The 22,545-nt window shown below is 69.1% G+C and carries 19 protein-coding genes and 3 pseudogenes; 11 read left to right on the top strand and 11 right to left on the bottom strand.

Features of this window, described 5'->3' with window-relative positions; all coding sequences use genetic code 11:
• Positions 1–225 precede the first annotated feature (225 nt).
• Complete coding sequence (locus ACIQMX_RS12965) at positions 226–1,398, top strand: phospholipase D-like domain-containing protein (RefSeq protein ID WP_363069509.1); 1,173 nt, start codon at positions 226–228, stop codon at positions 1,396–1,398.
• 471 nt (positions 1,399–1,869) lie between these two features.
• Positions 1,870–2,457, top strand: coding sequence for a hypothetical protein (locus tag ACIQMX_RS12970; protein WP_402477267.1), 588 nt, complete (start codon positions 1,870–1,872; stop codon positions 2,455–2,457).
• A gap of 127 nt (positions 2,458–2,584) precedes the next feature.
• Here the strand turns inward: ACIQMX_RS12970 and ACIQMX_RS12975 are convergent, their stop codons facing one another.
• Together ACIQMX_RS12975 and ACIQMX_RS12980 are read right to left on the bottom strand one after the other, a co-directional pair.
• Positions 2,585–3,169: a DoxX family protein gene (locus tag ACIQMX_RS12975; protein ID WP_402477270.1), complete on the bottom strand. Its 585-nt coding sequence runs from the start codon at positions 3,167–3,169 to the stop codon at positions 2,585–2,587.
• A 219-nt stretch (positions 3,170–3,388) separates the two neighbouring features.
• Positions 3,389–4,393: an ElyC/SanA/YdcF family protein gene (locus ACIQMX_RS12980; protein WP_363069515.1), complete on the bottom strand. Its 1,005-nt coding sequence runs from the start codon at positions 4,391–4,393 to the stop codon at positions 3,389–3,391.
• A gap of 190 nt (positions 4,394–4,583) precedes the next feature.
• Here ACIQMX_RS12980 and ACIQMX_RS12985 point away from each other — a divergent pair, with 190 nt between their 5' ends.
• Positions 4,584–5,036: a DUF5959 family protein gene (locus ACIQMX_RS12985; RefSeq protein WP_402477272.1), complete on the top strand. Its 453-nt coding sequence runs from the start codon at positions 4,584–4,586 to the stop codon at positions 5,034–5,036.
• Here ACIQMX_RS12985 and ACIQMX_RS12990 read toward each other — a convergent pair.
• Positions 5,018–5,520, bottom strand: a pseudogene (locus tag ACIQMX_RS12990) (IS5 family transposase); the annotation flags it as partial. The gene ACIQMX_RS12985 and the pseudogene ACIQMX_RS12990 sit on opposite strands and share 19 nt — an antisense overlap.
• A gap of 41 nt (positions 5,521–5,561) precedes the next feature.
• On the opposite strand from ACIQMX_RS12990, the gene ACIQMX_RS12995 reads away from it, so the two are divergent.
• Positions 5,562–5,897: a hypothetical protein gene (locus ACIQMX_RS12995; RefSeq protein WP_363069519.1), complete on the top strand. Its 336-nt coding sequence runs from the start codon at positions 5,562–5,564 to the stop codon at positions 5,895–5,897.
• A gap of 2 nt (positions 5,898–5,899) precedes the next feature.
• Here ACIQMX_RS12995 and ACIQMX_RS13000 read toward each other — a convergent pair.
• From ACIQMX_RS13000 to ACIQMX_RS13020, 5 genes and pseudogenes are all read right to left on the bottom strand, one after another.
• A pseudogene (locus tag ACIQMX_RS13000) lies at positions 5,900–6,103 on the bottom strand (transposase); the annotation flags it as partial.
• Positions 6,104–6,121: 18 nt separating this feature from the next.
• A protein-coding gene (locus ACIQMX_RS13005; protein WP_402477513.1) for an IS5 family transposase occupies positions 6,122–6,984 on the bottom strand; the annotation gives its coding sequence in 2 pieces (ribosomal slippage) (positions 6,122–6,627 and positions 6,627–6,984; 864 coding nt in all).
• A gap of 18 nt (positions 6,985–7,002) precedes the next feature.
• Positions 7,003–7,290 carry a hypothetical protein gene (locus ACIQMX_RS13010; RefSeq protein ID WP_363069521.1) on the bottom strand — a complete coding sequence of 96 codons (288 nt, stop codon included), beginning with the start codon at positions 7,288–7,290 and terminating at the stop codon, positions 7,003–7,005.
• Positions 7,265–7,963: an IS5 family transposase gene (locus ACIQMX_RS13015; protein ID WP_363069523.1), complete on the bottom strand. Its 699-nt coding sequence runs from the start codon at positions 7,961–7,963 to the stop codon at positions 7,265–7,267. The genes ACIQMX_RS13010 and ACIQMX_RS13015 overlap by 26 nt, the downstream gene beginning before the upstream one ends.
• A gap of 67 nt (positions 7,964–8,030) precedes the next feature.
• A pseudogene (locus tag ACIQMX_RS13020) lies at positions 8,031–8,910 on the bottom strand (IS5 family transposase).
• A 91-nt stretch (positions 8,911–9,001) separates the two neighbouring features.
• Here ACIQMX_RS13020 and ACIQMX_RS13025 point away from each other — a divergent pair.
• The 3 genes from ACIQMX_RS13025 to ACIQMX_RS13035 all read left to right on the top strand — a co-directional run bounded on the left by ACIQMX_RS13025 (position 9,002) and on the right by ACIQMX_RS13035 (position 12,405).
• Positions 9,002–9,997 (top strand): GNAT family N-acetyltransferase, encoded by a 996-nt coding sequence (locus ACIQMX_RS13025; protein ID WP_402477277.1) that lies wholly within the window; start codon positions 9,002–9,004, stop codon positions 9,995–9,997.
• A 662-nt stretch (positions 9,998–10,659) separates the two neighbouring features.
• Positions 10,660–11,727: a glycoside hydrolase family 43 protein gene (locus ACIQMX_RS13030; protein ID WP_402477279.1), complete on the top strand. Its 1,068-nt coding sequence runs from the start codon at positions 10,660–10,662 to the stop codon at positions 11,725–11,727.
• Positions 11,728–11,781: 54 nt separating this feature from the next.
• Positions 11,782–12,405 (top strand): DUF6328 family protein, encoded by a 624-nt coding sequence (locus ACIQMX_RS13035; RefSeq protein WP_402477280.1) that lies wholly within the window; start codon positions 11,782–11,784, stop codon positions 12,403–12,405.
• A 919-nt stretch (positions 12,406–13,324) separates the two neighbouring features.
• On the opposite strand, the gene ACIQMX_RS13040 is transcribed toward ACIQMX_RS13035, so the two are convergent.
• The 3 genes from ACIQMX_RS13040 to ACIQMX_RS13050 form a co-directional block, all read right to left on the bottom strand.
• Positions 13,325–13,849, bottom strand: a complete 525-nt coding sequence (locus ACIQMX_RS13040; RefSeq protein WP_402477282.1) for a hypothetical protein — start codon at positions 13,847–13,849, stop codon at positions 13,325–13,327.
• 164 nt (positions 13,850–14,013) lie between these two features.
• On the bottom strand, positions 14,014–15,906 hold the full coding sequence (locus tag ACIQMX_RS13045; RefSeq protein WP_402477284.1) for a hypothetical protein: 1,893 nt from the start codon (positions 15,904–15,906) through the stop codon (positions 14,014–14,016).
• The gene (locus ACIQMX_RS13050) at positions 15,903–17,735 is read right to left on the bottom strand and encodes a non-ribosomal peptide synthetase (protein ID WP_402477286.1); all 1,833 of its coding nucleotides are present in this window, start codon (positions 17,733–17,735) and stop codon (positions 15,903–15,905) included. Before ACIQMX_RS13050 ends, ACIQMX_RS13045 begins: the two co-directional genes overlap by 4 nt.
• A 474-nt stretch (positions 17,736–18,209) precedes the next feature.
• Here ACIQMX_RS13050 and ACIQMX_RS13055 point away from each other — a divergent pair, with 474 nt between their 5' ends.
• The 4 genes from ACIQMX_RS13055 (at position 18,210) to ACIQMX_RS13070 (ending at position 22,536) form a co-directional block, all read left to right on the top strand.
• On the top strand, positions 18,210–18,962 hold the full coding sequence (locus ACIQMX_RS13055) for a TauD/TfdA family dioxygenase (protein WP_402477288.1): 753 nt from the start codon (positions 18,210–18,212) through the stop codon (positions 18,960–18,962).
• 85 nt (positions 18,963–19,047) lie between these two features.
• Positions 19,048–20,619, top strand: coding sequence for an aminotransferase class I/II-fold pyridoxal phosphate-dependent enzyme (locus ACIQMX_RS13060; protein ID WP_402477291.1), 1,572 nt, complete (start codon positions 19,048–19,050; stop codon positions 20,617–20,619).
• A complete protein-coding gene (locus ACIQMX_RS13065; RefSeq protein WP_402477293.1) occupies positions 20,612–21,427 on the top strand; it encodes a BtpA/SgcQ family protein in 816 nt (271 codons plus the stop codon). Before ACIQMX_RS13060 ends, ACIQMX_RS13065 begins: the two co-directional genes overlap by 8 nt.
• Positions 21,424–22,536, top strand: coding sequence for an SIS domain-containing protein (locus tag ACIQMX_RS13070; protein WP_402477296.1), 1,113 nt, complete (start codon positions 21,424–21,426; stop codon positions 22,534–22,536). The genes ACIQMX_RS13065 and ACIQMX_RS13070 overlap by 4 nt, the downstream gene beginning before the upstream one ends.
• Positions 22,537–22,545: the final 9 nt, after the last annotated feature.

Below are 22,545 nucleotides of genomic sequence, written 5' to 3' on the forward strand. Positions count from 1 at the left end.
GGGCGAGCGAGGTGTGCAGGATCACTGCTCGGACTTTGCCCGGTACTGGCGGGCCTTTGGGGGTAGGCGCTTGCTGCTCGGAGCTCCACGGCTGCCTGCAGACCACGTCTGGAGTGCCCGAGGAGTATCCGTACCGGTCCCTTCTCCCGCCCCGAACCGCACAGGTGGAACATGTCTGACACAGCCGTAACCCCCGCCGATACGTGTCTGCACGACAATCCGGATATGGACGCAGCGGTCCGCGACAGACGCTCGCTGCGCCTGAGACGCAGGCTGGAGCGCCTGATCGGGATCGCGGCCACCGAGGGCAACGCCATAAAGTCCCTGCGCAACGGGGACGAGATCTTCGGGGCGATGCTGGCAGCGATCCGCGACGCCGAGTACACCGTGGACATGATGACGTTCGTGTACTGGCGCGGTGAGATCGCCGAGAAGTTCGCCGCGGCACTCGCAGAACGGGCGCGTGCCGGGGTGCGGGTACGTCTGCTGCTCGACGGGTTCGGCAGCCGGCTCATAGAGAAGGACCAACTGGATCTGATGGACGAGGCGGGGGTGGAAGTGGCCTGGTTCCGCAAGCCGCTCTACCTCTCGCCCCTCAAGCAGAACCATCGCTGCCACCGCAAGGTCCTCGTGATCGACGAGCGGACCGCTTTCACCGGTGGCGTCGGGATCGCTGAGGAATGGTGCGGTGACGCGCGCAACGAACACGAGTGGCGCGATACCCACGTGCAGGTCAGCGGCCCGGCGGTGGACGGACTGGCCGCCGCGTTCGCCCAGAACTGGGCCGAGTGCCACGACGAGCTGTTCGACAGCCGCGACCGATTCGTCACCAGCGAGCGGCAGGGTGAAGCGGTGGTCCAGGTGGTGCGCGGTTCGGCGTCCTTCGGGTGGCAGGACATGCAGACCCTGATCCGGGTCGTCCTCGAATCCGCCGAGGAACGCGTCCGGCTCACCACTGCCTACTTCGCTCCCGACGCCTTCTTCACCCGACTGCTCTGTGCCGCAGCCGAGCGCGGGGTGGAGGTCGAGATCCTGCTGCCCGGCCCGTACACCGACAAGAGGGTCTGCCAGCTCGCCGGACAGCGCTACTACGAGGACCTCATCGCCTGTGGCGTCAAGATCTACCAGTACCAGCCGACGATGCTGCACGCCAAGGTCATCACCGTCGACCGGGTTGCCTCACTGGTCGGCTCGACCAATTTCAACCGGCGCTCGCTGGACCACGACGAGGAGGTCATGCTCGCCGTGATGGACTGCGACTTCACCGCAGCCTTGGACGGGCACTTCGACGAGGACATGGAGAAGAGCGTGCTCATCGAACGTGGCCGCTGGGAGCGCCGTTCCATCGTGCAGCGCGTCCGAGAGGCCGCGGTCGTGCCGATCCGACGCTACCTCTGAACGACGCAGCACCGGTGCGGCTCTGTGGCCGCCGCGCCAAGCCCGCACGACCGAGTGGCAGGGGCGCGAGCGGGCCGTGGCGTCGGCGCGGAGTTCAGGGTCCCGGCGCGTGGACGCGGCCCGCGTCCGTCGCCCTCCGTCGGGCGCGCGCCGCGCCCGACGCCTTTCGTCCGGCGTGCCCCGCGTCCGACGCCCTCCGTCCGCATGCCGCTGTGCGTGGGACGCTCGTGGTGGCCGCCTGTTGACCGGATCGTTCACCGGGCTGCCCCGGAGGGGGCTCTGTGTGCTCGACAGCTCCCGCCGGCGCCCTCATGGGCTTGCGGCATGCCGCTGGGCGGGTCTGTGAGCTACGACCACCGGGACGTCGGTCCCACTCCCGAGCCCGTGACGAGATCCAGGGGGAGGACGGCGCACAAGAAGGACGCCGCTTCGTTTGGATCGGCACGCGGACCGGAGAAGGATGCCCACGATGTGCGGTACGGCACTGCGGGAAGGGGTGAAGGGATGACACTGCGTGCTGATGTTGCCGAGCTGCTGGCGGTCGCCGGCATCCTCGACGTGGATGTCGATGCCGCGGTCGCGGACGAGCACGTCCGGTCGGCCGGGTACCAACGCGTCGTCTCGGTGACCGCTGCCTCGCGGAGCCGCGATCGAGACCGCGCGATCGTGGCCACGATCCTGCGCGACCCGATAGATATCGTGTCCAAGACGGCGGTGGTCGCTCTCGTGGACAGGATCGCGATGAAGGCGACCGGTCCTGCCGAGTTTCGGCAGTGGTCGGCCGGACTGCTGCCGGAGATCGGTCAGCTCAAGACGGAGGGGCATCGCGAGTTCATCCGCCGCCGCATTCACGACTGGCTGTTGTGGCTGTCCATCGTGGACGGTCACGTGCCGACAGCGGACGAGTTGGCGAAGGCCACGTCCTGGATGCAGCGCGCCCTTGCCGAGCGGGCGACATCGCCGACGGTTCTCATCTTGCTCGCCGATTCAGGCACCAGCAAGAAGATTCGGAACATCGCCAAGAACCGAGCCGGAAGCCGCAAGCTGAGACCGCAGTGAGCCGGTAACCGCAATTGGCCGGCGCACGGACTGCCTCACGCGAGAGGACGGCGATGCTCCGACGATCATGCGGGCGAGCAAGGTCCGGACGTCCGGCACATCCTTCCAGGCCGGCGAGGAGCGCAAGTCAGTGGTGAGGGAGCTTCGCGCGTGCGGAATCGGCGGCGGAGTGCAGGGCCTGCCCTGTCCCGCTCGCGGCTGCCGAGGCACCGGAGCCGACTGTGCCGATCGCCGCGTGCACGTGCTCGCCCGCCCTCACCACCGCGCGATGGGCCTTCTTCCGGCCGCGCATGGTCGCAGTGCGGGCGCGGAAGGCAGCCGACGGCTTGCCGTGGGTGTCGGCAGCGCCGAGCAGTAGAGCGCCGAACAGGCCGAGGCGGTGGGCGAATTCGCGGAGTTGGTCCTTCCGCAGCTCCGGGTTCTCCTCCTTCCACCACGCGTGCTCGGCGAGGGTGGCCGGTACGAGGCTCGCGGCCAGGACAAGGGAGGCAGTCCGAGGGAGCCGCCCCAGAGCGAGCAGTCCGCCCGCACCGATCTGCACGGCGGCGTTGAGCTTCACCACGCGCAGAGGAACGTCGGCCGAGGCCCCGAAACGCCGTGCCCATGGCCCGGTGCCCGCTGCGAGGGGGAGTGGGCTGCGCAGCGCGCGCGCCCCCTCGATGACGAACGGGGTTGCCAGCAGAGGGCGGGTGATTCTTCTCAGGACAGCCATGCATCCCGTGTGCCCCTGGGAAAGACCGTCACACGCGGCCGTCGCCCAGCCCGGTGGAGTCTGCACCCGTTCCGCACGCACCCGACTGCCGGGCAGCTTCGAGAGGGAACGACGGTTCGTGAAGGGTCGTCACGGGGCAGGACGCTCCGGGACATGAGTTCGTCCGCGCAACCGCCGTCATGCGCGCGCCTTGCTCCCCGGACATTCAGCGGCCCCTGATCAGCCGAGCTGCCAAATGCACGCCCCGCCCAGGACGAAAAGCAGGCAGATGGCCAGATTGGTGCGCCAGTACGTCAGGAAGATGGCGACGAACTCACGGATCATCGCGCTGGGCCAGAAGTACGCGGCAGTGGGTGACCCGACGACGTGGCCTCTGACCCCCGTCCGGCGGGCGGTCACCGCGGCACGGAAGACGTGGTAGTTGTTCGTCACCACGACACACCGGTAGTCGGGGTTGGCCTTCTCCATGATCGATTTGCTGTACCGCAGGTTCTCCTCGGTCGTCGTCGAGCGGTCCTCGCGTTCGATCAGGGCGGCCGGGAATCCGCGCTCGATCAGGTACTCGGCCATCGCGTGTGACTCCGGCAGGGCTTCGTCGGGCCCCTGACCGCCGGAGGCGAGGAGTACGGGCTGCCTGCCGTGAGCCGTCAGCCTCGTGTGCACGGCTCGGGCTCGCTCAAGTCGGCCGGCCAGCAGCGGCGACACCGTGGCGCCGTTGATGAGACCGGCGCCGAGCACCACTACGTAGTCGGCCTTGCGGTGGATGTGGAGGCGGCCGTAGAGAAATGCGTAGACGACGAAGCAGACGAAAAGAAAGGCGATGTAGCCGGCCAGGGCGAGCACGGTGCCTGTCACCACCACCAGCGTCTCGTTCTTCAGGACCAGCGCGGTGATCATCAGTGCGAGAAGGGCCACCAGAGCAACCCCTGTCAGCAGCGACAGGAGGTTGGCGGGGCTTCTGCCCTCCTTGCGCACCATCGTCACGCCATTGGAGATCAGGAACCAGGACAGGATGACGATGCCCACCGCCACGAGAAGGAAGAGGAGGATGCCGATTTCCCTCCCGGTGGCCGGCTGCGAGCGGGCGAGTCCGGCGAGCCAGGCGGCCGCGGCGAGGATGAGCGACAGTCCCAGAAGGACGGCGTTGCTGAAACGCCGGCGTTCGCGGAGCGTGCCGACACAGAAGGCAACGAAGATCAGGACCGCCGGGGCGTAGGCCAACATGCGCACATGCTAGGACCTGTCCGGGCGATCACGTGCGGAGCCAGATGGCGATGGCTGCGAGGGTGACGGTGCCGAGAACGACTTAGAACTCCTAACGGAATGAGGCGGGGACAACCTGCTTGTGTGCGTCTATCTGGTTCAGAGATCCTGAGTTCTAACGGATGCGAACGGGCAGGGTAGAGGGTGCAGGGTGGAACTGATCAGCCTCTCGGATGGCGATAACAGCTTCCGGGTGCGCGTACTGGGGCGCAGGTCACCGGGCGTGTTGCATCTTCACGACCAGTTCGACGCAGAGGTCATTGTGACCAGCAGCTTCGTCGGCGGTCGGTTGGCCATGTCCCTGTCCCCTTCCGACCTGGAGAAGTGGTCGCGTGCTCTGGACCTGCTTGCTGCCGGTCAGGACATCTGCTGGAGGGATAACGACCACAGCCCCGAGATCAAGATCCAGCCGTACAACGAGGAGCATGAGAGTGTCGCTGTCCGTGTAGAAGACCTGGGCAGTTCGTGTGTCTCCGTGTTCCTTCCCATGAGCCTTGAGGAGGGCTGGATCGACCAGCAGCGGAAGCTGCTCGGGCAGGTGCTGCAGGAGTGGCCGAGCGAAGTGCTGGAGTCTTCACCGGGTACCTATGAGTGGCGGCGCTGAATTGCGGCCAGGCGTCGCCAGCAGATGAGGGCGCATCCGAGGGTGAGGAAGGCTCGTGGATGTCGTCGCGGATCTCCCAGCGGATCCGTAGGCGGCGGAACCAGTGCAGGTGGGCGAATGCGCGCTCCACTACCCAGCGTTGGGTGCCCAGTCCCGAGCCGTTCTCGGTGCCGCGCCGGGCGATCACCGGCTTCACGCCGAGGTCCCAGACCAGGCGTCGGTACTTGTCGTGGTCGTAGCCGCGGTCACCCAGCACCACATCCGGGCGGCGCCGGGGCCGGCCACACTTGCCCCGTACGGGAGGCACGGCCTGTAGGAGTGGGATCAGCCGGGTGACATCGTTGCGGTTGCCACCGGTCAGAGTGGCGGCGAGCGGGATGCCGGTGGCGTCGGTGATCAGGTGGTGCTTGCTGCCCGTCCTGCCCCGGTCAACAGGGATTCGTCCCGTCTTGGAGCCCCCTTTAGAACCCCTAACGGAATGACTTCACTGGGCTTGCTGGTGAGCGTGGTTGGTACTGTCCGACCGTGACTTTGACGGACCTTCAAGAGCGATTCCGCGACGCTGAGCAGCGGCAGTGTGTCCAGGCAATGATCGCCAGTCGCCTTGCGGATGACCGGAAGCCGCAGGAATGTCGGCATCTCATGCGGTTCTGGTGGCAGCTGAGCATGCCGTACCAGGAGGTATCGGTTGCGGAACTGCGCCTGAACGTCAGCCAACAGAAGTTGGACGTCGTCATGGAATTGATCAGCGCCATCAGGTCGTCCCATGAAGAGATCGACGCATGGCTGGCCGGTGCAGTGCAGACCTTCCCGGTGGTTCAAGATCATGGCTTCAGCGCCACCGTGACCAGCCACGATTGACGCTAGACCTTGGCCAGGCGTCGCCAGCAGATGAGTGCGCATCCGAGAGTGAGGAAGGCTTCGTGGATGTCGTCGCGGATCTCCCAGCGGATCCGTAGGCGGCGGAACCAGTGCAGGTGGGCGAATGCGCGCTCCACGACCCAGCGTTGGGTTCCCAGGCCGGAGCCGTGCTCGGTGCAGCGGCGGGCAATGACCGGCTTCACGCCTAGGCCGTTTCGTTTGGATCACCGGGCAGACCAGAGGAAGATGCCCGCGATGTGTAGTCCGGCCAGGTAGATGGCTGCAGTTTTCTCGTAGCGGGTGGCGATCCCGCGCCACTGTTTCAAGCGATTGATGCAGCGTTCGACGGTGTTGCGCTGCTTGTATGCCTCGCGGTCGAACGCGGGTGGCCTGCCGCCACGACTGCCGCGCCGCAGCCGGTGGGCGCGTTGATCGGCCGGAACGGGGATCACAGCCCGAATGCCACGCCTGCTCAGGTGCTCACGGATGGCGCGGGAGGAGTACGCCTTATCGGCCAGGATCACGTCCGGCCGGTTGCGGGGCCGCCCTCGCCTTCGTGGAACACGCAGGCGAGCCATCACGTCAGCGAAGGCGGGTGCGTCACCGGCCTGTCCAGCAGTGAGGTGGGAGACCAGGGGCCGGCAGTTGCCATCGGCGGCGAGATGGATCTTTGTGGTCAACCCACCGCGGGAACGGCCGATGGCGTGATCTTGCGGCTCGCCGGCCGGTGCCCCTTTTTGCGGGCTCCGGCTGCGTGCTGGTGGGCCCGCACGATCGTGGAGTCCACCGAGACGACCCAGTTCAGGTCTCCCTCGGCGTCGGCCTGGGCCACCAGCGCAGCGAAGACCCGCTCCCAGGTGCCGTCAGCGGACCACATCCGCAGCCGGTTGTAGACGCCCCGCCAGTTGCCGTACTTCTCCGGCAGGTGCACCCACTGTGATCCGGTCTGGAACTTCCACGCGATCGCGTCAATCACTTCTCGGTGGTCCCTCCACCGGCCGCCTCGCTTCGGCTTCCGGTCTGGGAGTAACGGCTCGATCCGCGCCCATTGCGCATCAGTCAACGACACACCTGGACCAACGAACAGACGATCCGGGAGGAGCGGCTACGCGCTGTCGCCATCGGCCTTTCCAACAGCTGCCCACCAAGCGATCACTCGGCTGGCCATCGCTTCCGGTCGCGCGCCAAGAGGATCGAGACCGAAGTGCTCCTCCACCTCGTGCCGCAAGAACTCACTGATCTCCGTCTCGTTGGCACCGCCACGGAGCCGCTGGAGCATGGGGGCGAGCATGCAGTCGTACTCGTCCTGCACCTCGTCGGCGACGCCGATCGGGTCCCACTCATTGAGCAGGTGCCGCAGATCGTTCTCAACAGATGGGCTCCAGGGCTGCATCGCCCCAGATTGCCACCTTGGAAATGACCGCCGCACCCGCCCCCACCTTGATCCAAACGAGAGGCCCTAGGTCCCGGAAGAGTCGGCGGTACTTGTCGTGGTCGTAGCCGCGGTCGCCGAGTACGACGTCCGGGCGGCGACGCGGCCGGCCGCGCTTGCCGCGCACGGACGGTACTGCTTGCAGAAGTGGGATGAGCTGGGTGACGTCGTTGCGGTTGCCGCCGGTCAGCGTGGCCGCAAGTGGGGTGCCAGTGGCGTCGGTGATCAGGTGGTGCTTGCTGCCGGTTCTGCCCCGGTCAACTGGGCTTCGTCCCGTCTCGGAGCCCCCTTTAAAGCTCGGATGTGGGAGCCGTCGACCGCCGCTCGGGAGAAGTCCAGGGCGTTCGCGCAGCGGAGCTTGGCAAGGAGAACCTCGTGCAGCCGGGGCCACACCGGCCTCGGTCCACTCGGCCAGGCGCCTCCAGCAGGTCATGCCCGAGCCGAAGTCGAGTTCCTGCGGCAGGTGTTCCCAGGCGATCCCGGTGTGCAGGACGAACAGAATGCCCTGGAATACGAGCCGGTCCGGATGCCGCTTGCGCCTGGGGTGCCGGGTCCGGCGCACAACCTTGGGCAACAGCGGCTCGATCACCGCCCACAACTCGTCATCGACTTCCCACGACTTCGGCCGCGCCACCCCGCACCCCCGGATCATCAGTCCCGGAGCGATCCAATCACCTCGAAGATCATTTCGTTAGGAGTTCTTAGCCGCGCTTGTCGTAGCGGGGGGCGACTGCTCGTGCGTGTTTGAGTCGATTGATCGCTCGCTCGTCGGTACTGCGTTTCTTCTACCGCTCTTCGTCGGAGCCGGAGGGCCGCCCGCCGCGTGAGCCTTGGCGCAGGCGGGCGGGCGGTCTGGCTGTCTGACTTCTCCGGAATGGTGTGCCGGATGCCTCGATGTCGCAGGTACTGGCGGCAGAGCCTGTTGCTGTACGGCTTGTCCGCCGCGACGCTCTGAGGCTTCTTGCGCGGCCTGCCGGGCCCTCATTGTGGGACGCGGATCTTCTCCGGCACCCATGTGAACCGGACGCAGTCCGCCCGCTGCCCCGGCGTGGTGACCAGGGACAGCGGGCCGCGGCGGCCGTCCGCGCTCACATGGACTTTGGTGGTGGAGCCGCCGCGCGAGCGGCCCGGGCCCTCACCCGGTCCGCCACCTCCACCAGGTGGCCGCGCAGGTTCTGCCACAGCCTTTCGTCATGGTGTTCTGCCGTTGCATCCCCCCTTGACGCAGGGCGGCGGGTCGATGCGGGCGTCGGCGGAGTTCTGGTGCGCGCGCACGATGGGGGAGTCCACGGGAAAGTCCCAGCCGATCTCGCCCGCAGCATCGGCCGCGGCCCGGATCTGCTGCAGCACACGCTCCCAGGTCCCCTCAGCCGACCACAGCCGGTGCCGTTCGTAGGCCGTCTTCCACGGTCCGAAGCGTTCCGGCAGGTCACGCCACTGCGCCCCAGTCCGTATCCGGTACAGGATGCCGTCGACAACCCGACGGTGGACCCGCCACCGGCCGCACCGACCGTTACTCATGGGCAGGAACGGCCGCAGCCGTTCCCACGCCTCGTCCGTCAAATCCCCGCGAACGGTCATGCTGCGGAAAACAAGTTCTGCCGTCTGATCGGCACGGCCTACGCTTCCGTGACCGATGACACCGCATATCCAACGTAACGGGGGTCTTGGTGTGAGCGTGAACAGCGGCAACTGGCTTGCATCGCCGGAACAGTTGCCTGGCTACGTCCTCCGGCCGTATCACGGCCACGAAGACCACGGCGCCATGGCGGCTGTGCGGTTCGGCTGTGCAGAGCGGGACCGGATCGACGCCCGCTCGGTTGTGGAAGGGCTCCCGACGGCAGCCGAGATCGCCGAAGCCTCCGCCAAGCTCGACGACCCATCCGAGAACCAGGCATTGGTGGAGCACAACGGTGGTGTCGTCGGCTACTCGACGATCAGGCGGTGGCTGGAGCGGGACGGGACGTGGTTGTACCTGCACCGCGGCTACCTGCTGCCCGAGCATCGCAGCCAGGGCATCGGCTCAGCCATGCTGAACTGGGCGGAAAGCCGTATTCGCCAGCTCGTGCAACAGCATGGAACCGCACAGACGGCCGTGCTCGGCGCGAACGTCATGGCCTCTCAACACGATGCAACGGCGCTACTGCTTGATTCGGGATACCGGCGTGTCTTCAGCCTGGTGGAGCTGGAGCTGCCCGATCTCCGACAGCTCCCCGACGGCAAGCCGTTGCCGGCCGGCATCCGAGTCGGAGCCGTTGATCCAAGGAGCTACCGCGCGGCCTGGAAAACGGTCGTCGATTCATATGCGGATGCCGCCTTCACCGAGAGGTGGACGTTCGAGAGCTTCCTCGCCACGGCCGACCCGACCTGCTGGCGGGCTGCCTGGGATCGGGAAGACATGGCCGGTGTCGCCCTGTGCTCCATCCGTCGGCAGGACGCCACCGTGGGCGAAGTCGAAGAACTGAGCGTCCGGAAGGAGTCGAGGCGTCTGGGACTTGGGCGAGCCCTGCTCCTGGACGGGCTGCGATGCCTTCGCGAGCACGGTGCAGAGACTGCCCGGTTGTACACCGGCACCGCGAATCCGCACCGATCCTACGACCTCTACGAGGGCGTAGGGTTCCGGCGCCAGAACGAGCACGTCCGCTACCGCAAGCCGATCTCCGTCTGATCCGGCAGAGGTGGTTCCGCAGCGCCTTGTCGGTGCGGATTCCCGAAGACTGAGCCCGGCTTGATCGCCCGGACAGGTCCTAAGCGGAGGGCTGTGAGAAGAACACCTGAGGAGGTCGTCCCACCGAGGTGGAGAGGCCGGGAGGGCCCGGCGGGAGCCGCTTCGAGGGAAGCGGGCTGTTGCCTCGGCGGGAGCAGGAGCAGGAGCAGGAGCAGGAGCAGGAGCGGGCAAGGACGGAGGCGCGCGGCTGATGAGGGAAGGTGAGCGGCAGCCGGCGTTGTGCCCGTGGAAGACGTATGTGTCCACCGCGGCGGCTGTGACGGTGGCGGCCCTCGGGAGGGCCGTCGGACCGGACAGCGCTGGTACCGCTCGCGCCCCAGCAGCGTGGTCGGCATGCTTCGTCCGCTGCGTGCCGCGCGCCTCCGGCCGGCCGCCGGTACTCGACGCGGGGCGGCCGATCCGGCTCGGCTGCGTCCAGGTTTCGGGAGCGGGAGGTGATGTGCTGTCGGTGCTCGCGGGGATGCGGCAGGGGTGGCGGCGATCCGTGCGCAACATTGACATGTCCGCGGCAGATTGGAATCCTGGGGAGAGCGCTCTTCCATCGATGTAAACGCTGCCGCCGGCTCGTGCGCCGCTGCGGAGGCCGACCTTGGAACGGGAACATGAAACTCACTCGCACGCTTTCCCGCGCCGCCGTCCTTGCGTTGTCCGGCGTGCTCGCGGTCGTCATGTCCCTGTCGTCCGCGGAGCAGGCCCGGGCGGAACAGACCATCAGGGCCGCGGACCCGAGCGTGATCCGGGTCGGCGGCACCTACATATCGGTGCAGTCAGCCGGTGGAGGCATCGCCGTGCGGCAGGCGAGCTCGACGGCCGGGCTGGCCTCGGCCCCCGCCCGGCAGGTGTGGTCGGACGCGGCCGGTCACGGTGAGGTCTGGGCTCCGGAGATCGTCACGGACGGCGGCCGCTATTACATCTACTTCTCGGCCGGCCGTGGGGCTGCCCACCGGATGTACGTCATCAGCTCGGCGAGCCCGGACAGCGGCTACACCGGGGAGAGTCAGCTGGCCCTGCCCGACGGCAAGTGGGCGATCGACGGGACCCTGTTCACCTTCGGTGGGCAGCGCTGGTTCGTCTGGTCCGGCTGGGCCGGTGACACCAACGTCGAGCAGAACCTCTACATCGCGCGTATGAGCAGTCCCACCACACCGACCGGCGCACGTCACATCATCTCGCAGCCGCGGGAGAGCTGGGAACGAGTGGTGGGCAACCCGTTCATCAACGAGGGCCCCGAGGCGATCAAGGACCCCAACGGGCAGTTGCACATCGTGTACTCGGCCAATGGCAGTTGGAGCGACCAGTACTGCCTGGCCGACCTGCGCCTGCGACCCGGAGGTGACCCGGCATATGTCTGGGACTGGTACAAGTCCAACGGCTGCCTGTTCGGCTCCAACCGGGCGACGATGATGTCCGGCTGGGACCCGACGCTGTACGTCAACGGTCCCGGCCACCACAGCTTCGTCCTGCTCAACGGCGACATCGGTACGAGCCCGCCCGCCGGCCCGCGATTCCCCTCGATGTTCCACGCGGTGCCGAAGGGCACGCCGTACGCGTGGGAGAACCGGTACTGGTACACCGGCTCCTTCGCCTGGTGGGGCAACACGACCTACAGCCGCGCCAATGTCCCCGGCCCGACGACCGACACCGGCTGGAGCCTCAAGTTCTTCGAGTAGGGCGGCAGGGAGACGCAAGGCGTGGGCATGTCCAGCAAGGGCACATGAGTTCCCATGGGAGGAGGCATCATGAAGCCATTGGACTCCGCGCCCCCGGACAGGGGGAGCGACAGGCCCTTCGGGAGTGGTGTGTCCGCGCCCCGGACGGAAGGCGTGAGCCGGGAGAGGACGCGCCGGCCCGCCGGCGAGAACGCAGGGGATCCGAAGGGGATCACGGAAGAAGACCCCAGGGAGCGGGTCAATCGGCGCTGGAACGAGATCCTGCAGGAGACGAGGGTCGCACAGACCGGAATCCAGATCCTCTTCGGCTTCCTGCTCAGCGTCGCGTTCACTCAGAGATTCGAAAGGCTGGGCGACTTCGACCACCGTGTCTACGTCATCACCGTCGTCCTCGGTGCCGCCGCCATCGGAGCACTCATAGCGCCCGTCGCGCTGCACCGGTTCCTTTCCGGCTCCCGGATGAAGGAGGAAGTGGTAGCCGTTGCCGGCCGGTTCATGGTGTGCGGCATGGTCCTGCTCGCACTGACCATCGGCTGCACGCTCCTCCTTCTGCTCCACACCGTGCTCACCGACCTTCTGGCGGAGATACTTGTCGGCACTGTCATGGCGTGGTTCGCCGCGGCCTGGTTCGTACTCCCGTTGATTCTCAAGATGCGCTCCGGCAGTCGTGTCGACTGAGTGATCGCGAAACGGCCGCAGGGCCGGGGTCCGATCCGGGCGAGGGCGAGGACGGCTCGGGACACGCGCGGGCACGGGTGCCCGGACACCCAGGAGACGGCCCACCCGGCGGTCTGCCGGGCCTCTTCGTGCACATCAGCGGCCACGGGCGGTGCTCTGGGCGGACCGCGACCACGTGGAATCCATCCTGCCGTGAGCCCGGTCGGCGACGACGCGGCCCGAGTCGTGCTGCGCAGGTGGGGCATCGGGCCGCTGGCCGATGCCCCGCGGCGGGCGCGCATCCGGGGGCACTGCCCCGGATGCGCGGTGTCCCTCAGGTCTGCGGACGGCTGCCGTGGTTTGCGCTGTTCTTGCGGCGCGCCTTCTTCTTGCGACGTCGTTTCGAGGACATCACACTCTCCCTGATCTGCATCGTTCGAATTTTTCTTCCGATTTGTCGCCCATGGCGATCACTGACCCCTTACCCACTCGCACGATGAAAAACTCTCTCAGCGGGTTCACCCGTGTGAGAGGTCCTGCCGCGTCCGTCATCAGCCGCGCGACTTCCACGCCGATGTGCCCTGCCTGCGCGGATCGGTCTTCGCGCGATACCGCGGAGTGGTTGGGCAGACGGGTCCGGTGTGGGGCCGAGCGATGAGAAGCCGGTGCCGAGGCGATGGGCGCGGCACGGTGGCTCGCACCGGGCGCGAGCGCCGTTCCGGCCCGTTGCGCCGTCGGTGACGGCGGATCCGGTGCCCGGCCGGCAGGCGCGTCGGCGGTGGGGCATCGCCTCGCTCGCCGACCGGATAGGCCTCCCGGGTCGGGGTGCCCCGCTGCCGAGTCCATGGAACTCTTCGGCCGGGACCGCGGGCCGGCCCGTCGGGACGCCGCGGCCGGGAGAGTGGCCGCCCCGCAGGCGTGGCCCGCGGGCCCGTCCTGATCAGCTGAGCGTGTACCGCCCCCGTCCGGCCTTCCGCACCAGACCCTTCTTGCACAGGCGGTCGAGGGCCGACGACACGATGGAGTCAGGCCGCCGGGAGTCGCGCAGCAGATCCGTTTTGCCCTCGTCGCGCAGGCGCTCGATGATCGTGACGAGATCCCGCGTGCGCAGCGGATCCTGTGCCGTGGACAGCACGTCAAGGACCATCTCCTGAATGGAGAACGGCTTGCTCGCGCGGTAACCCGTGGAGTCGACGCTCACCGCCGCGGGCGCGGTCGGCTCCGGCGGGGTTGCCTGCCCGGGCATCTCCACCGTGACGGCGCGCACGGCGGAGGCCGTCTCCGTCTGGCCCGGCTGGAACTGGTCCAGCGAGGTGTTGAGGGTCTCCAGGAGATCCAGCTTCCGCTGCGCTTCTTCCAGTTGGGTGCTCAGTGCCTGGACCGTGTCCGCCTGCGCCCGCAGCTGTTGGCGTACCAGCAGCAGGGTCTCGCGCACCACGGAATGACCGCCTGATGCTGTGGCCATGAACTCCTCCGCTGTCGTCGCCATGCGGATTCCGGTGCAACTTAGCCTGCTGGAACGCAAGGATCGCAAGTCTTCCAGAGTTTGGACAGAGCATGCCCGGGACGCGGAAGCATGAACCCACCGGCATTTACTGGTGTATTCGATTATCGGAAATCCGCCTCGTGCTAGCGGACGTGATCGGGGTCGCCCGGCGGAGCCGGAGCCAGCCTCATCATGGAAGACGAGGCGATGTACGCCCCGTTCACGATGGCGATGAAGACCCCGGTGTGGACGTCCGGACGCGGCTGGTGACCGACCAGATCGATCTCGGCGGTGAATTCCTCCTTCTGGCCCGGAAGCACGGTGATCGGCGCGCTGACCTCGGGCGGCAGACCGAGGAATCGACGCATCGCGAAAGCGAATCCGATTCCGCCGCGCAGAATGTGCTCGGAATCGTTGCGCAGGCTCCGGGACAGTCCGGTGACGCGACCCGACACGGCATCCGTGTCCAGTGCTCCTTCGAGCACGAATGCCGGTTCGTCCGATTCCTCGCTGGTCCACCATAGGTCACCGCAGCGCCGGCACTGGAGGGTCCGCACGGTCAGACCGGCGTGCACCACGTGTCTCATGATGATGAGGGCGGCCCGGTCCCGCGCACAGTTCGGGCAGGTCGCGGGGTGTTGGGACACCTCGCGCAGCCCGTCGAGCGAGGGGCCTCCGTAGTTCCATCCGTTCACATAGATGTCATGAACGATCGCGGCGGCCGTGGTGTGCTGGAATGCGGCGAGGTCGGTCTCGATCCCGGCGACCAGCGAAGCCAGGTCCGGTGCCTGCAGGTCCTCGGCGACCTCGCGCACCCTGACGCGGAACCCTTCCACGGCGAGGGCGTCGACCCCGGGCTCCAGCCAGCAGAGGCGTTCCAGGCGGGGGAGGACCACGTTGCTCAGGTGGGCCAGGTCCCGGACCGCCTCCTCGTCGCGCCGGCCTGTCCTCTCCACCGTCTTCGCGGGGTGGGCGCCTTCGGCCCGTCCGGCCGGCAGACCGAGGACGAGGCCGGGGTCGCCGAGCAGGCCGAAGCGGTTCAGCCAGCCGTTGATCGGATGCGCCTGCTCGTTCAGGCGCTCGACGGCGTGGCCGAGCGGCAGGTTCTCCGCGAGGGCGTCCTCCAGGTCCTGCTGCGCCCCCCGCTGCACGATGTGGACACCGAGCGCGCCGATGACCGCGACGGCGGTTCCTTCCAACAACCCGAGCCCCAGCGCGACATGGTGGGGGTAGGCGTTGGTGCCCACGGCGATGGACGAACAGCTGTGGGTGAAGACCACGGTCGCGTGCAGCTCCGCCGCAGGCAGGCGCCGGTCCTCCGCCAGGTCGGCGCGGTGGCAGCCCGCGCCGTGCATGCACGGCATGTGCCGGTACGTGCGGTCGGTGGGGGGCAGTGGAGCATCGATCGCGTCGGACCGGCCGCACAGGATGCCGTCGGGCAGCGCCGCGCAGCACTCCTTGCCCAGCGCCTTGAGCACCAGCAGCCTCGGCCTGCGTCGGCCGAGTCCGAGGATGTCCTCGAACTCGTTCGTGTCGGCCAGCTCGGCGTCCTCGAGCATGGGGTGGGTGGCCACGAAGACGCGGTCCTCGGCTGCCGCATGGGCGGTGAGGCTCCGGTAGACCAGGCAGGTCAGCGCGGCCAGGTCGCGCGCGGTGACCACGCCGGCCACTGCGCCGTGGGCGCCCGGCCAGTCGCCGGAGGCGGTGATGTCCTCGGCCAGACCGACCACGGCGACGAGTTCGCCGGCTCGCGGGGCGAGTTCGCGCGCGAGGGCGCCGGGTTCCACCACACGGTGCTCACGGCCCGTGGCGACGGCCAGCAGCCGGCCTGCGGAGCCCGCGTCGCCGCCGACGCTGATCACCGTTCCCGCCCGCGGGGCGGTGTCCACCTCCGGCAGCCGCCCGTCGGCGAACAGCGACCGATAGCGGTCCAGCGAAGGGCCGGCCAGCACGGGGAAGGGCAGGCCCGCGCTCCAGGCGTCCGCCCGCTCGCGGTAGTCGGCGATGGTCCGGCAGGGTACGACGTGGGCGTTCACGCGCCGCTCTCCTTCCCCGTACCGGCCACGAGGGCCGCGACGCGCTCGGGGTCAGGGGCGTGGGACTCCAGCATGCGGGCCTGTGCGCCGAGCGTGGCGTGGGAGTAGTAGGCGCGCAGCGGCGGCCTGATTCCCAGGTCCTGGCGGATTCTCGCGTTGAGGCGTCCGAGGAGGATGGAGTGACCGCCCATCTGGAAGAAGTTGTCCTCGGGGGCGAGGCTGTCCACCTCCAGCAGATCGCGCCACATGGCCGACAGGGCCTGCTCCAGCGGGGAGAGCCCGTCCTCGGGCGCCCCCGGCGCGGTGTCCCGCTCGCCCGGGCCGCCTTGGTCGTGCTGGGAGCCGAGCTCGGCGAGGGCCGTGCGGTCGACCTTGCCCATGGGCGTGAGCGGCAGTCGGTCGACCACCGTCAGCCGGGGCACCATCCACTCCGGCAGCTCCCGCGCCAGGTCCTCCCGAACCCGGGCGGCCGCGTCCGGGGCCGCCGTGGCGGCCGGCACCACGAAGCCGGCGAGGACGCGGTCGGCCTCCGTGCCGCTGAGTACCACGCAGGCGTTCGCGACTTCGGGGTGGGCGAGCAGCCGCGCCTCGATCTCGCCGAGCTCCACGCGGTGTCCGCGGACCTTGACCTGATGGTCCGTGCGTCCGAGGTAGACGAGCACACCGTCGGCGTCCCGCCGGACCAGGTCGCCCGTGCGGTACAGGGCGAGGTCCGTACGCTCCGGGTGGGGTACGAACACGCCGGCCGTCTGCTCGGGGCGGTTGAGGTAGCCCAGGCTGAGGCAGGGGCCCGACATGTACAGCTCGCCGCGCAGACCGTCGGGCACCGGACGGAGCTCCTCGTCGAGGACGTGGGCCTCCAGCCCCGGCAGCGGCGTGCCGATCGGAATGATCCGGGTCTCGTCGCTCACGCCGGAGACGACGTGCCGGATGACGAAGGTGGTGGTCTCGGTGGGGCCGTAGACATTGGCCAGAGTGCCGGACAGAGAGGCGAGCACGTCGCGGGCCCGCCGGGGGTCCATGGGCTCGCCGCCGACGAGCAGCAGCCGCAGGGGTGCGAACGCGGCGGGATTCTGCAGGGCGATTTCATGGAAGACCGAAGTGGCCGTGATCATGGCGGTGATGCCGTGGCGCCGGTACTCCTCGCCGAGCAGTCCGCCGTCGGTCAGCAGTTCCCGGGGGAGGATCACGAGGGTGGCGCCGGACAACAGCGTCGCCCATATCTCGTACGTGATCGCGTCGAACGCGGGACTGGTGAGCTGGGCCGTCCGGTCTCCAGGGGCAAGGGACAGGTCCGGGTCGGGTCCCGTGACGTTCGCCAGGAAATGGGCGATGCTCGCGTGACCGACCAGCACGCCCTTGGGCGTTCCGGTGGTGCCCGAGGTGTAGTACACGATGGCCGGGGCGTCCGGCGGGACGACGGGCCGACCGACAGGCGCTCCGTCCGCGGCCGGGGCCGTTCCGGCGTCCGGAAGGACCAGTTCGGAGGGGAACCGGTCCGCGAGCTCGGCCGAGGTGATCACACAGGAGGCGCCGCTGTCGGCCAGGATGAACCGGTGGCGGTTGACGGGCTGTTCGGGCTCCATCGACACATAGGCCGCGCCCGCCTTCCATACGCCGAGAAAGGCGGCGATGCGCCGGCATCCCGGCGGCAGGCACACGCCCACGAACGAGCCGGGACCCACGCCCCGGTCGAGCAGCAGGCGCGCCACGCCGTCCGCCGCCCGGCCGAGCTCCGCATACGTCAGTTGCTCGCGAGCATCCGGATGGGAAACGGCCACCGCATCGGGAGTCCGCTCGATCTGCTTGGTGAACAGAGTGTCCAACATCCCCTATGTCGCCCCTCGTTGACATCGAGCCCGCACTGGCGAGGTTGTGATCCCAGGACTGTAACCCCTGCTTGGGGCGCTGGGGAGGGAGACAGGAAGTCAATCTGTCAGTTGCACGGAAAATGCTGGGAGTTGACCCCGTAGGCCTGATTCCCGGCAAGGAACCTTGCGGACATTGCCAGTGAAATGCCGCCTGTGCAAGGAGAGGATCTAGCCTCCGTCTGATCTTTCGGGTTAACTGACGGGCGGCCAGCGCCGCAGCGCCTGAGCGTGTCAGCTGCTCGCGATCGCCGTCCCACCGGAACGCGCCTTGTCCGGAAGGCGGTTCGCGCGGTTTCCGCTCCTTGGTGCGCACGTCATGTCCAGCGGGGGTAGAGAATGCTTGAAGGTAGCTTTACCGAGAACTCATCGGACGACCACTGTCGACTCCGTGCACAACTCCTTTCCGAGAAAAGTGTGTTGGCGGAGCCTGACGTGGGATTCCCGTCCACGGCAGCTGACTTCCCCGGGGAGATCCTCGACGGGATCGACAGGGACATCGTCCGGTACGGGCTCGGCGTCGTCCGGCTGGACGAGCCGCTCGCCAACGACCCTTTCCAGAAGCTGGGTTCGGCGCTGGGGGCCGCGATACCCGAGACCGCTCCCGACATCCAGTCCTACGTTGAGGACGGTGTCGTCCTCAATCTCCGGGCCGATGCCGGAATCACACAGGACGTCTCCCTCCAGCCCTTCGCCAGCAACCCGCTGTCCCTGCACAGTGAGGGCAGCGGACGCGCCGTCGCGGACCAGCCCCGCTACATCGTGCTCATGTGTGTGGAACCGGGCGACAACTCGGCCTCCACCGTCCTCGTCTCCATGGACGAGGTCGCCGCCGGCCTCGACGCCGAGGACCTCCGCCTGCTCCGCGCCACCCGCTACGCCGACGCCCCCGGCGTGCCCCCCGTCGTGCGGTCCCAGGGGGGCCACGTGGTCTTCGCCTTCCGTGATTTCCAGCAGGACACCCTGCGCTGGGTCTGCGAGGCGGACGGCGCCTCGCCGGGCGCCGTCAACGGCGCCTTCGGCCGCCTGCTCACCCGCATGTACGAAGCCCGGGGCGCTTCGGGCGTGCTCTGGTCCCGTGGGCTGCTCGTCGTCATCGACAACACCCGTTTCTTCCACGGGCGCACGGCCGGGCTGCCCCGAGCGGCGGCCAGGACACGCCATCTCAAGAGGCTCCGCATCCGCTGACGCGTCCCGTCCCACCCATGGGCGGGCGTGCGGGCAGCGCCCGGAGCGTCCCCCACTGGCCCCTTTCTTCTCCCTTGGAGACGGCATGCCCCTGTTCGACATCTCTCCGCCCGTACGCCCGATCAGCCTGCCCAGCGAGGTGCGCGACGCGGCCCTGAACGCCGGCCCGGCCACTCCTCCGGCCGGCCTGTTCACCCCGGTCGTGGATGACGCCACCCTGGAGGTCTTCCGGCGGGCCGTCGACCCGGAGGACCCCTATGAACTGCGCGAGCTCTGGCTCGGCCGCGTCGAGCACCGTCTCGGCACCCACGCCCTGCGCCCCGAACAGGCCGAACGCTGGCGGAACTCGACCGTCCGCCGTCAGGTGTCCGCCGAGGAGGTCCTCACCTCGCGGGCGACCGTCCGCTTCGTCAAGGAGCTCTTCAACTCCTACTTCCGCGACGACCTCTACGGACGCCTCCGGCAGGACGCGCGGTACATCCTCTCCAGCGGCTCGGTCGACGAGGAGCGGTGGGGGCTCCCCGAGACCATCAAGGACACCCTCCGCTACGCCCTCTCCCGCGACTGGTACGGATACTCCGACTCCTGCGGGCGCGCCCCCGCGCGAGAAGCCGTCGCCGCCTACGAGAGCGCCCGCATCGCGGACGTCACCTACACGGCCGAGAACGTCGCCCTCACCATGGGCGGCACCTTCGCCGTCAGCTCCCTCGCCGACTTCGTCCTGACGGGCTCGGCGCACAGCTCCCCGGCCCTGTGCGCCATTCCCAACTACCCGCCGCTGGTGGAAGCCATCGCCCGCCGCACACCGGTCACGCTGGTCCCGGTCTCCTCGGACGACGGCGTCATGTCGGTCGACCCGATCATCGCCGCGCTGACCCCCGACACGCCGTTCGTCATGCTCCAGACCGCGGCCAACCCCACGGGCGCCGGTGTCGCCGAGGCCGACCTGGAGCGGCTCGTCCGCGCCGCATCGCCCAACACGATGATCCTCCTCGACGAGTGCCACGAATGGCTCGGCCCGAAAAGGGAGTTCGGCAAGTTCCGCGCGGCCTCCAACGTCATCCGGGTCTCCAGCCTGTCCAAGAACTGGTCGGCCCCGGGCGTCAAGGCCGGCTGGATCATGGCGGACGCGGCGTTCATCGCCGCCTACTACGAGTACGCCTCCACCAGCTTCGGCGGACCCCCCTCGTTCCTCTACACCGCCATCGAGGTCCTCGCCCGTATGGAGCGCTGGATGATCACCGGGGTCACCGAGGTGCGCGCGGCCGAACTGGCCGAGTTCGAGGAGACCTACGAACTCCAGCGCGCCGGCCTGCAGGCCGCGTACGACGGCTACCGCCAGGAACGGCACTCCCGCGAGGCCGCGCTCGCCACCCTGCGCGACGCCAGCGGCGCCCGCCTGGCCGAGGTCGCGCACGTCCTGCGGCCCGAGTACTCCATCAACACGGCCGCCGCCTTCGACCGCTGGGACGACTCCTACCTCTGCTTCCGTGAACTCCTGCGCGAAACAGGCGTCTCGGTCTACCCGGGCATCCTCAACTTCGGCTTCGGCAGCGGCGTCGTCCGGCTCACCACCGCACGCCCCTGGACCGTCCTCGACCCGGCCTTGGAGCGGATCCGGGCCACCGTGCGACGGGACGAGGCCGTCCATGCCTGAGTTCCGCCTCCCGCCGGGCCGCAAGACGGTCATCGGCATGATCCACCTCCAGCCGCTCCCCGGCACCCCCTTCCACGAGGAAGGAGAATTCCGGGACATCCTGGAGAGGGCCGTGGCCTCCGCCCGGGCGCTCGCCGCCGGCGGAGCGGACGGCTGCCTGATCCAGACGGTCGACCGCGTCTACTCCACCGAGGACGCCAGCGACCCGGCGCGCACGGTCGCGATGGGTCTGATCACCGACGCGGCCGTCCGGGCCGTGGCCGACACGCCCGGCTTCCTCGTCGGCGTCCAGATCATGCGCAACGCCCTCAGCGCCTCCCTCGCCGTCGCCAAGGTGTCCGGGGGCCACTTCATCCGGGCCGGCGCGCTCGTCGGGATGACTCTCAGCCCGCACGGCATGGTCACCCCCGACCCGCTCGCCGTCGCCGAGTACCGCAAGCGGATCTCGGCCGGGTCCGTGGGGATGATCGCCGACGTCGACTCGATGCACTTCCGCTGGTTCGGCGGGGAGAAGCCCACCGCGGAGGTCGCCCGCGCGGCCCGCGGCATGGGCGCCGACGCCGTCGCCCTCGGGGACCCGGACGAGGCACGCACCCACGAGCTGATCGCCTCCGTCCGCCGCGCCGCCCCCGGCCTCCCCGTCGTCCTCGCCGGCCACACCGACCACGCCAACGCCGCCCGGCTGCTCGCCGACGCGGACGGCGCCTTCGTCGGCACGTGCCTCGAAGAGGGCGGCTGGGGTGGCCGGATCGACGCCGACCGGGTCCGCGCCTACGTCGACATCGCCCGCTCCCTGGAGTCCCGATGACCGCCCCGGCCGCGGCACCGGAACCCATGGACGCCGCCGTCCTCGGCCGCCAGAGCGGCCGCCTCGCGGCCGACCTTCGCGACCTCGCCGGCTCTCTCCCCGACCGCGTCGATACGGCCTGGCACGAGCTGTACGGTCCCGACGGGGCGGCCGGGACCCCGCGCTCCGTCTGCCTGGTCGGTGACGGCGACTCCCTGCACGCGGCCACCGCCGCCGAGGCCGCCTTCGAGCACCTCGCGCACCTGCCCTGCGAAGTCCAGCCCGCCCAGCGCTTCCTCGGCTACCACGTGCGTACGGCCGACCCCGGCACCCTCGTCGTGGCCGTTTCGGCCTCCGGCCGCACCGAACGCGTCCTTGAGGGCGTCGCCGCGGCCCGCGCCCGGGGACTCCGTACCCTTGGCATCAGCGGATCGGCCACCAGTCCGCTCGCCGACGCCACCGACTCCCACGTCGCCGTCGGCCTGCCCGGCCTCGAACCGTCCCCCGGCATCCGCACCCACCAGGCGAGCCTGGTCGCCCTGCTGGTGCTGGCGCTCCGTGCCGCGGAGACCACCCGCGGCACGGAGTGGGCCGCTCGCACCCGCGCCGAACTCCCCGGCCTCGCCGACGGGATCGCCGCGACCGAGGAGGCCGTCCGCGAGCGGGCCTCCGCATGGGGACGGACCCTGACCGACGCCCCCGTGATCGCCGTCCTCGGCACCGGCCCCGCCGAGGGCACGGCGGGCTACGCGGCCGCCAAGGTCGTCGAGGGCGCCGGAGTCCACGCGTACGGCCGGGACCTGGAGGAGTGGTGGCACGTGGAGCGGTTCGCCGCCCCTCTGGACACCCCACTCGTGGTGCTCGCCCCGCACGGACCCGCCAGGCCCCGCGCCCTGGAGCTCGCCGAGCGCGCCCTCGCCCTCGGACGTCGGGTCGCCCTCGTCACGCCGGCCGAGGGGACCGAAACCCTCGACGACCGGATCGTCCTCCTCCCCGTGCACGGCACCGCCCGCGAGGAGTTCGCCCCGCTGCTCCACCAGATCTTCGCGGCCCACCTCGCTCTCGGGATCGCCCGCGGGCTGGGCCGCAGCCCTTTCCAGAGGCACCGCCCGACCGGCCCCGCCCTCTGATGACACCGC

The organism is Streptomyces sp. NPDC091416 (assembly GCF_044756845.1).
GTDB lineage: Bacteria > Actinomycetota > Actinomycetes > Streptomycetales > Streptomycetaceae > Streptomyces.

Excerpts from the sequence above, each read along its gene's own strand:
- ACIQMX_RS13070 (WP_402477296.1), top strand. The coding sequence starts at position 21,424 with ATGACCGCCCCGGCCGCGGCACCGGAACCCATGGACGCCGCCGTCCTC.
- ACIQMX_RS12975 (WP_402477270.1), bottom strand. The coding sequence starts at position 3,169 with ATGGCTGTCCTGAGAAGAATCACCCGCCCTCTGCTGGCAACCCCGTTC.
- ACIQMX_RS13050 (WP_402477286.1), bottom strand. The coding sequence starts at position 17,735 with ATGTTGGACACTCTGTTCACCAAGCAGATCGAGCGGACTCCCGATGCG.
- ACIQMX_RS13030 (WP_402477279.1), top strand. The coding sequence starts at position 10,660 with ATGAAACTCACTCGCACGCTTTCCCGCGCCGCCGTCCTTGCGTTGTCC.
- ACIQMX_RS13040 (WP_402477282.1), bottom strand. The coding sequence starts at position 13,849 with ATGGCCACAGCATCAGGCGGTCATTCCGTGGTGCGCGAGACCCTGCTG.
- ACIQMX_RS13010 (WP_363069521.1), bottom strand. The coding sequence starts at position 7,290 with ATGCAGCCCTGGAGCCCATCTGTTGAGAACGATCTGCGGCACCTGCTC.
- ACIQMX_RS13060 (WP_402477291.1), top strand. The coding sequence starts at position 19,048 with ATGCCCCTGTTCGACATCTCTCCGCCCGTACGCCCGATCAGCCTGCCC.
- ACIQMX_RS12980 (WP_363069515.1), bottom strand. The coding sequence starts at position 4,393 with ATGTTGGCCTACGCCCCGGCGGTCCTGATCTTCGTTGCCTTCTGTGTC.
- ACIQMX_RS13065 (WP_402477293.1), top strand. The coding sequence starts at position 20,612 with ATGCCTGAGTTCCGCCTCCCGCCGGGCCGCAAGACGGTCATCGGCATG.
- ACIQMX_RS12965 (WP_363069509.1), top strand. The coding sequence starts at position 226 with ATGGACGCAGCGGTCCGCGACAGACGCTCGCTGCGCCTGAGACGCAGG.
- ACIQMX_RS13035 (WP_402477280.1), top strand. The coding sequence starts at position 11,782 with ATGGGAGGAGGCATCATGAAGCCATTGGACTCCGCGCCCCCGGACAGG.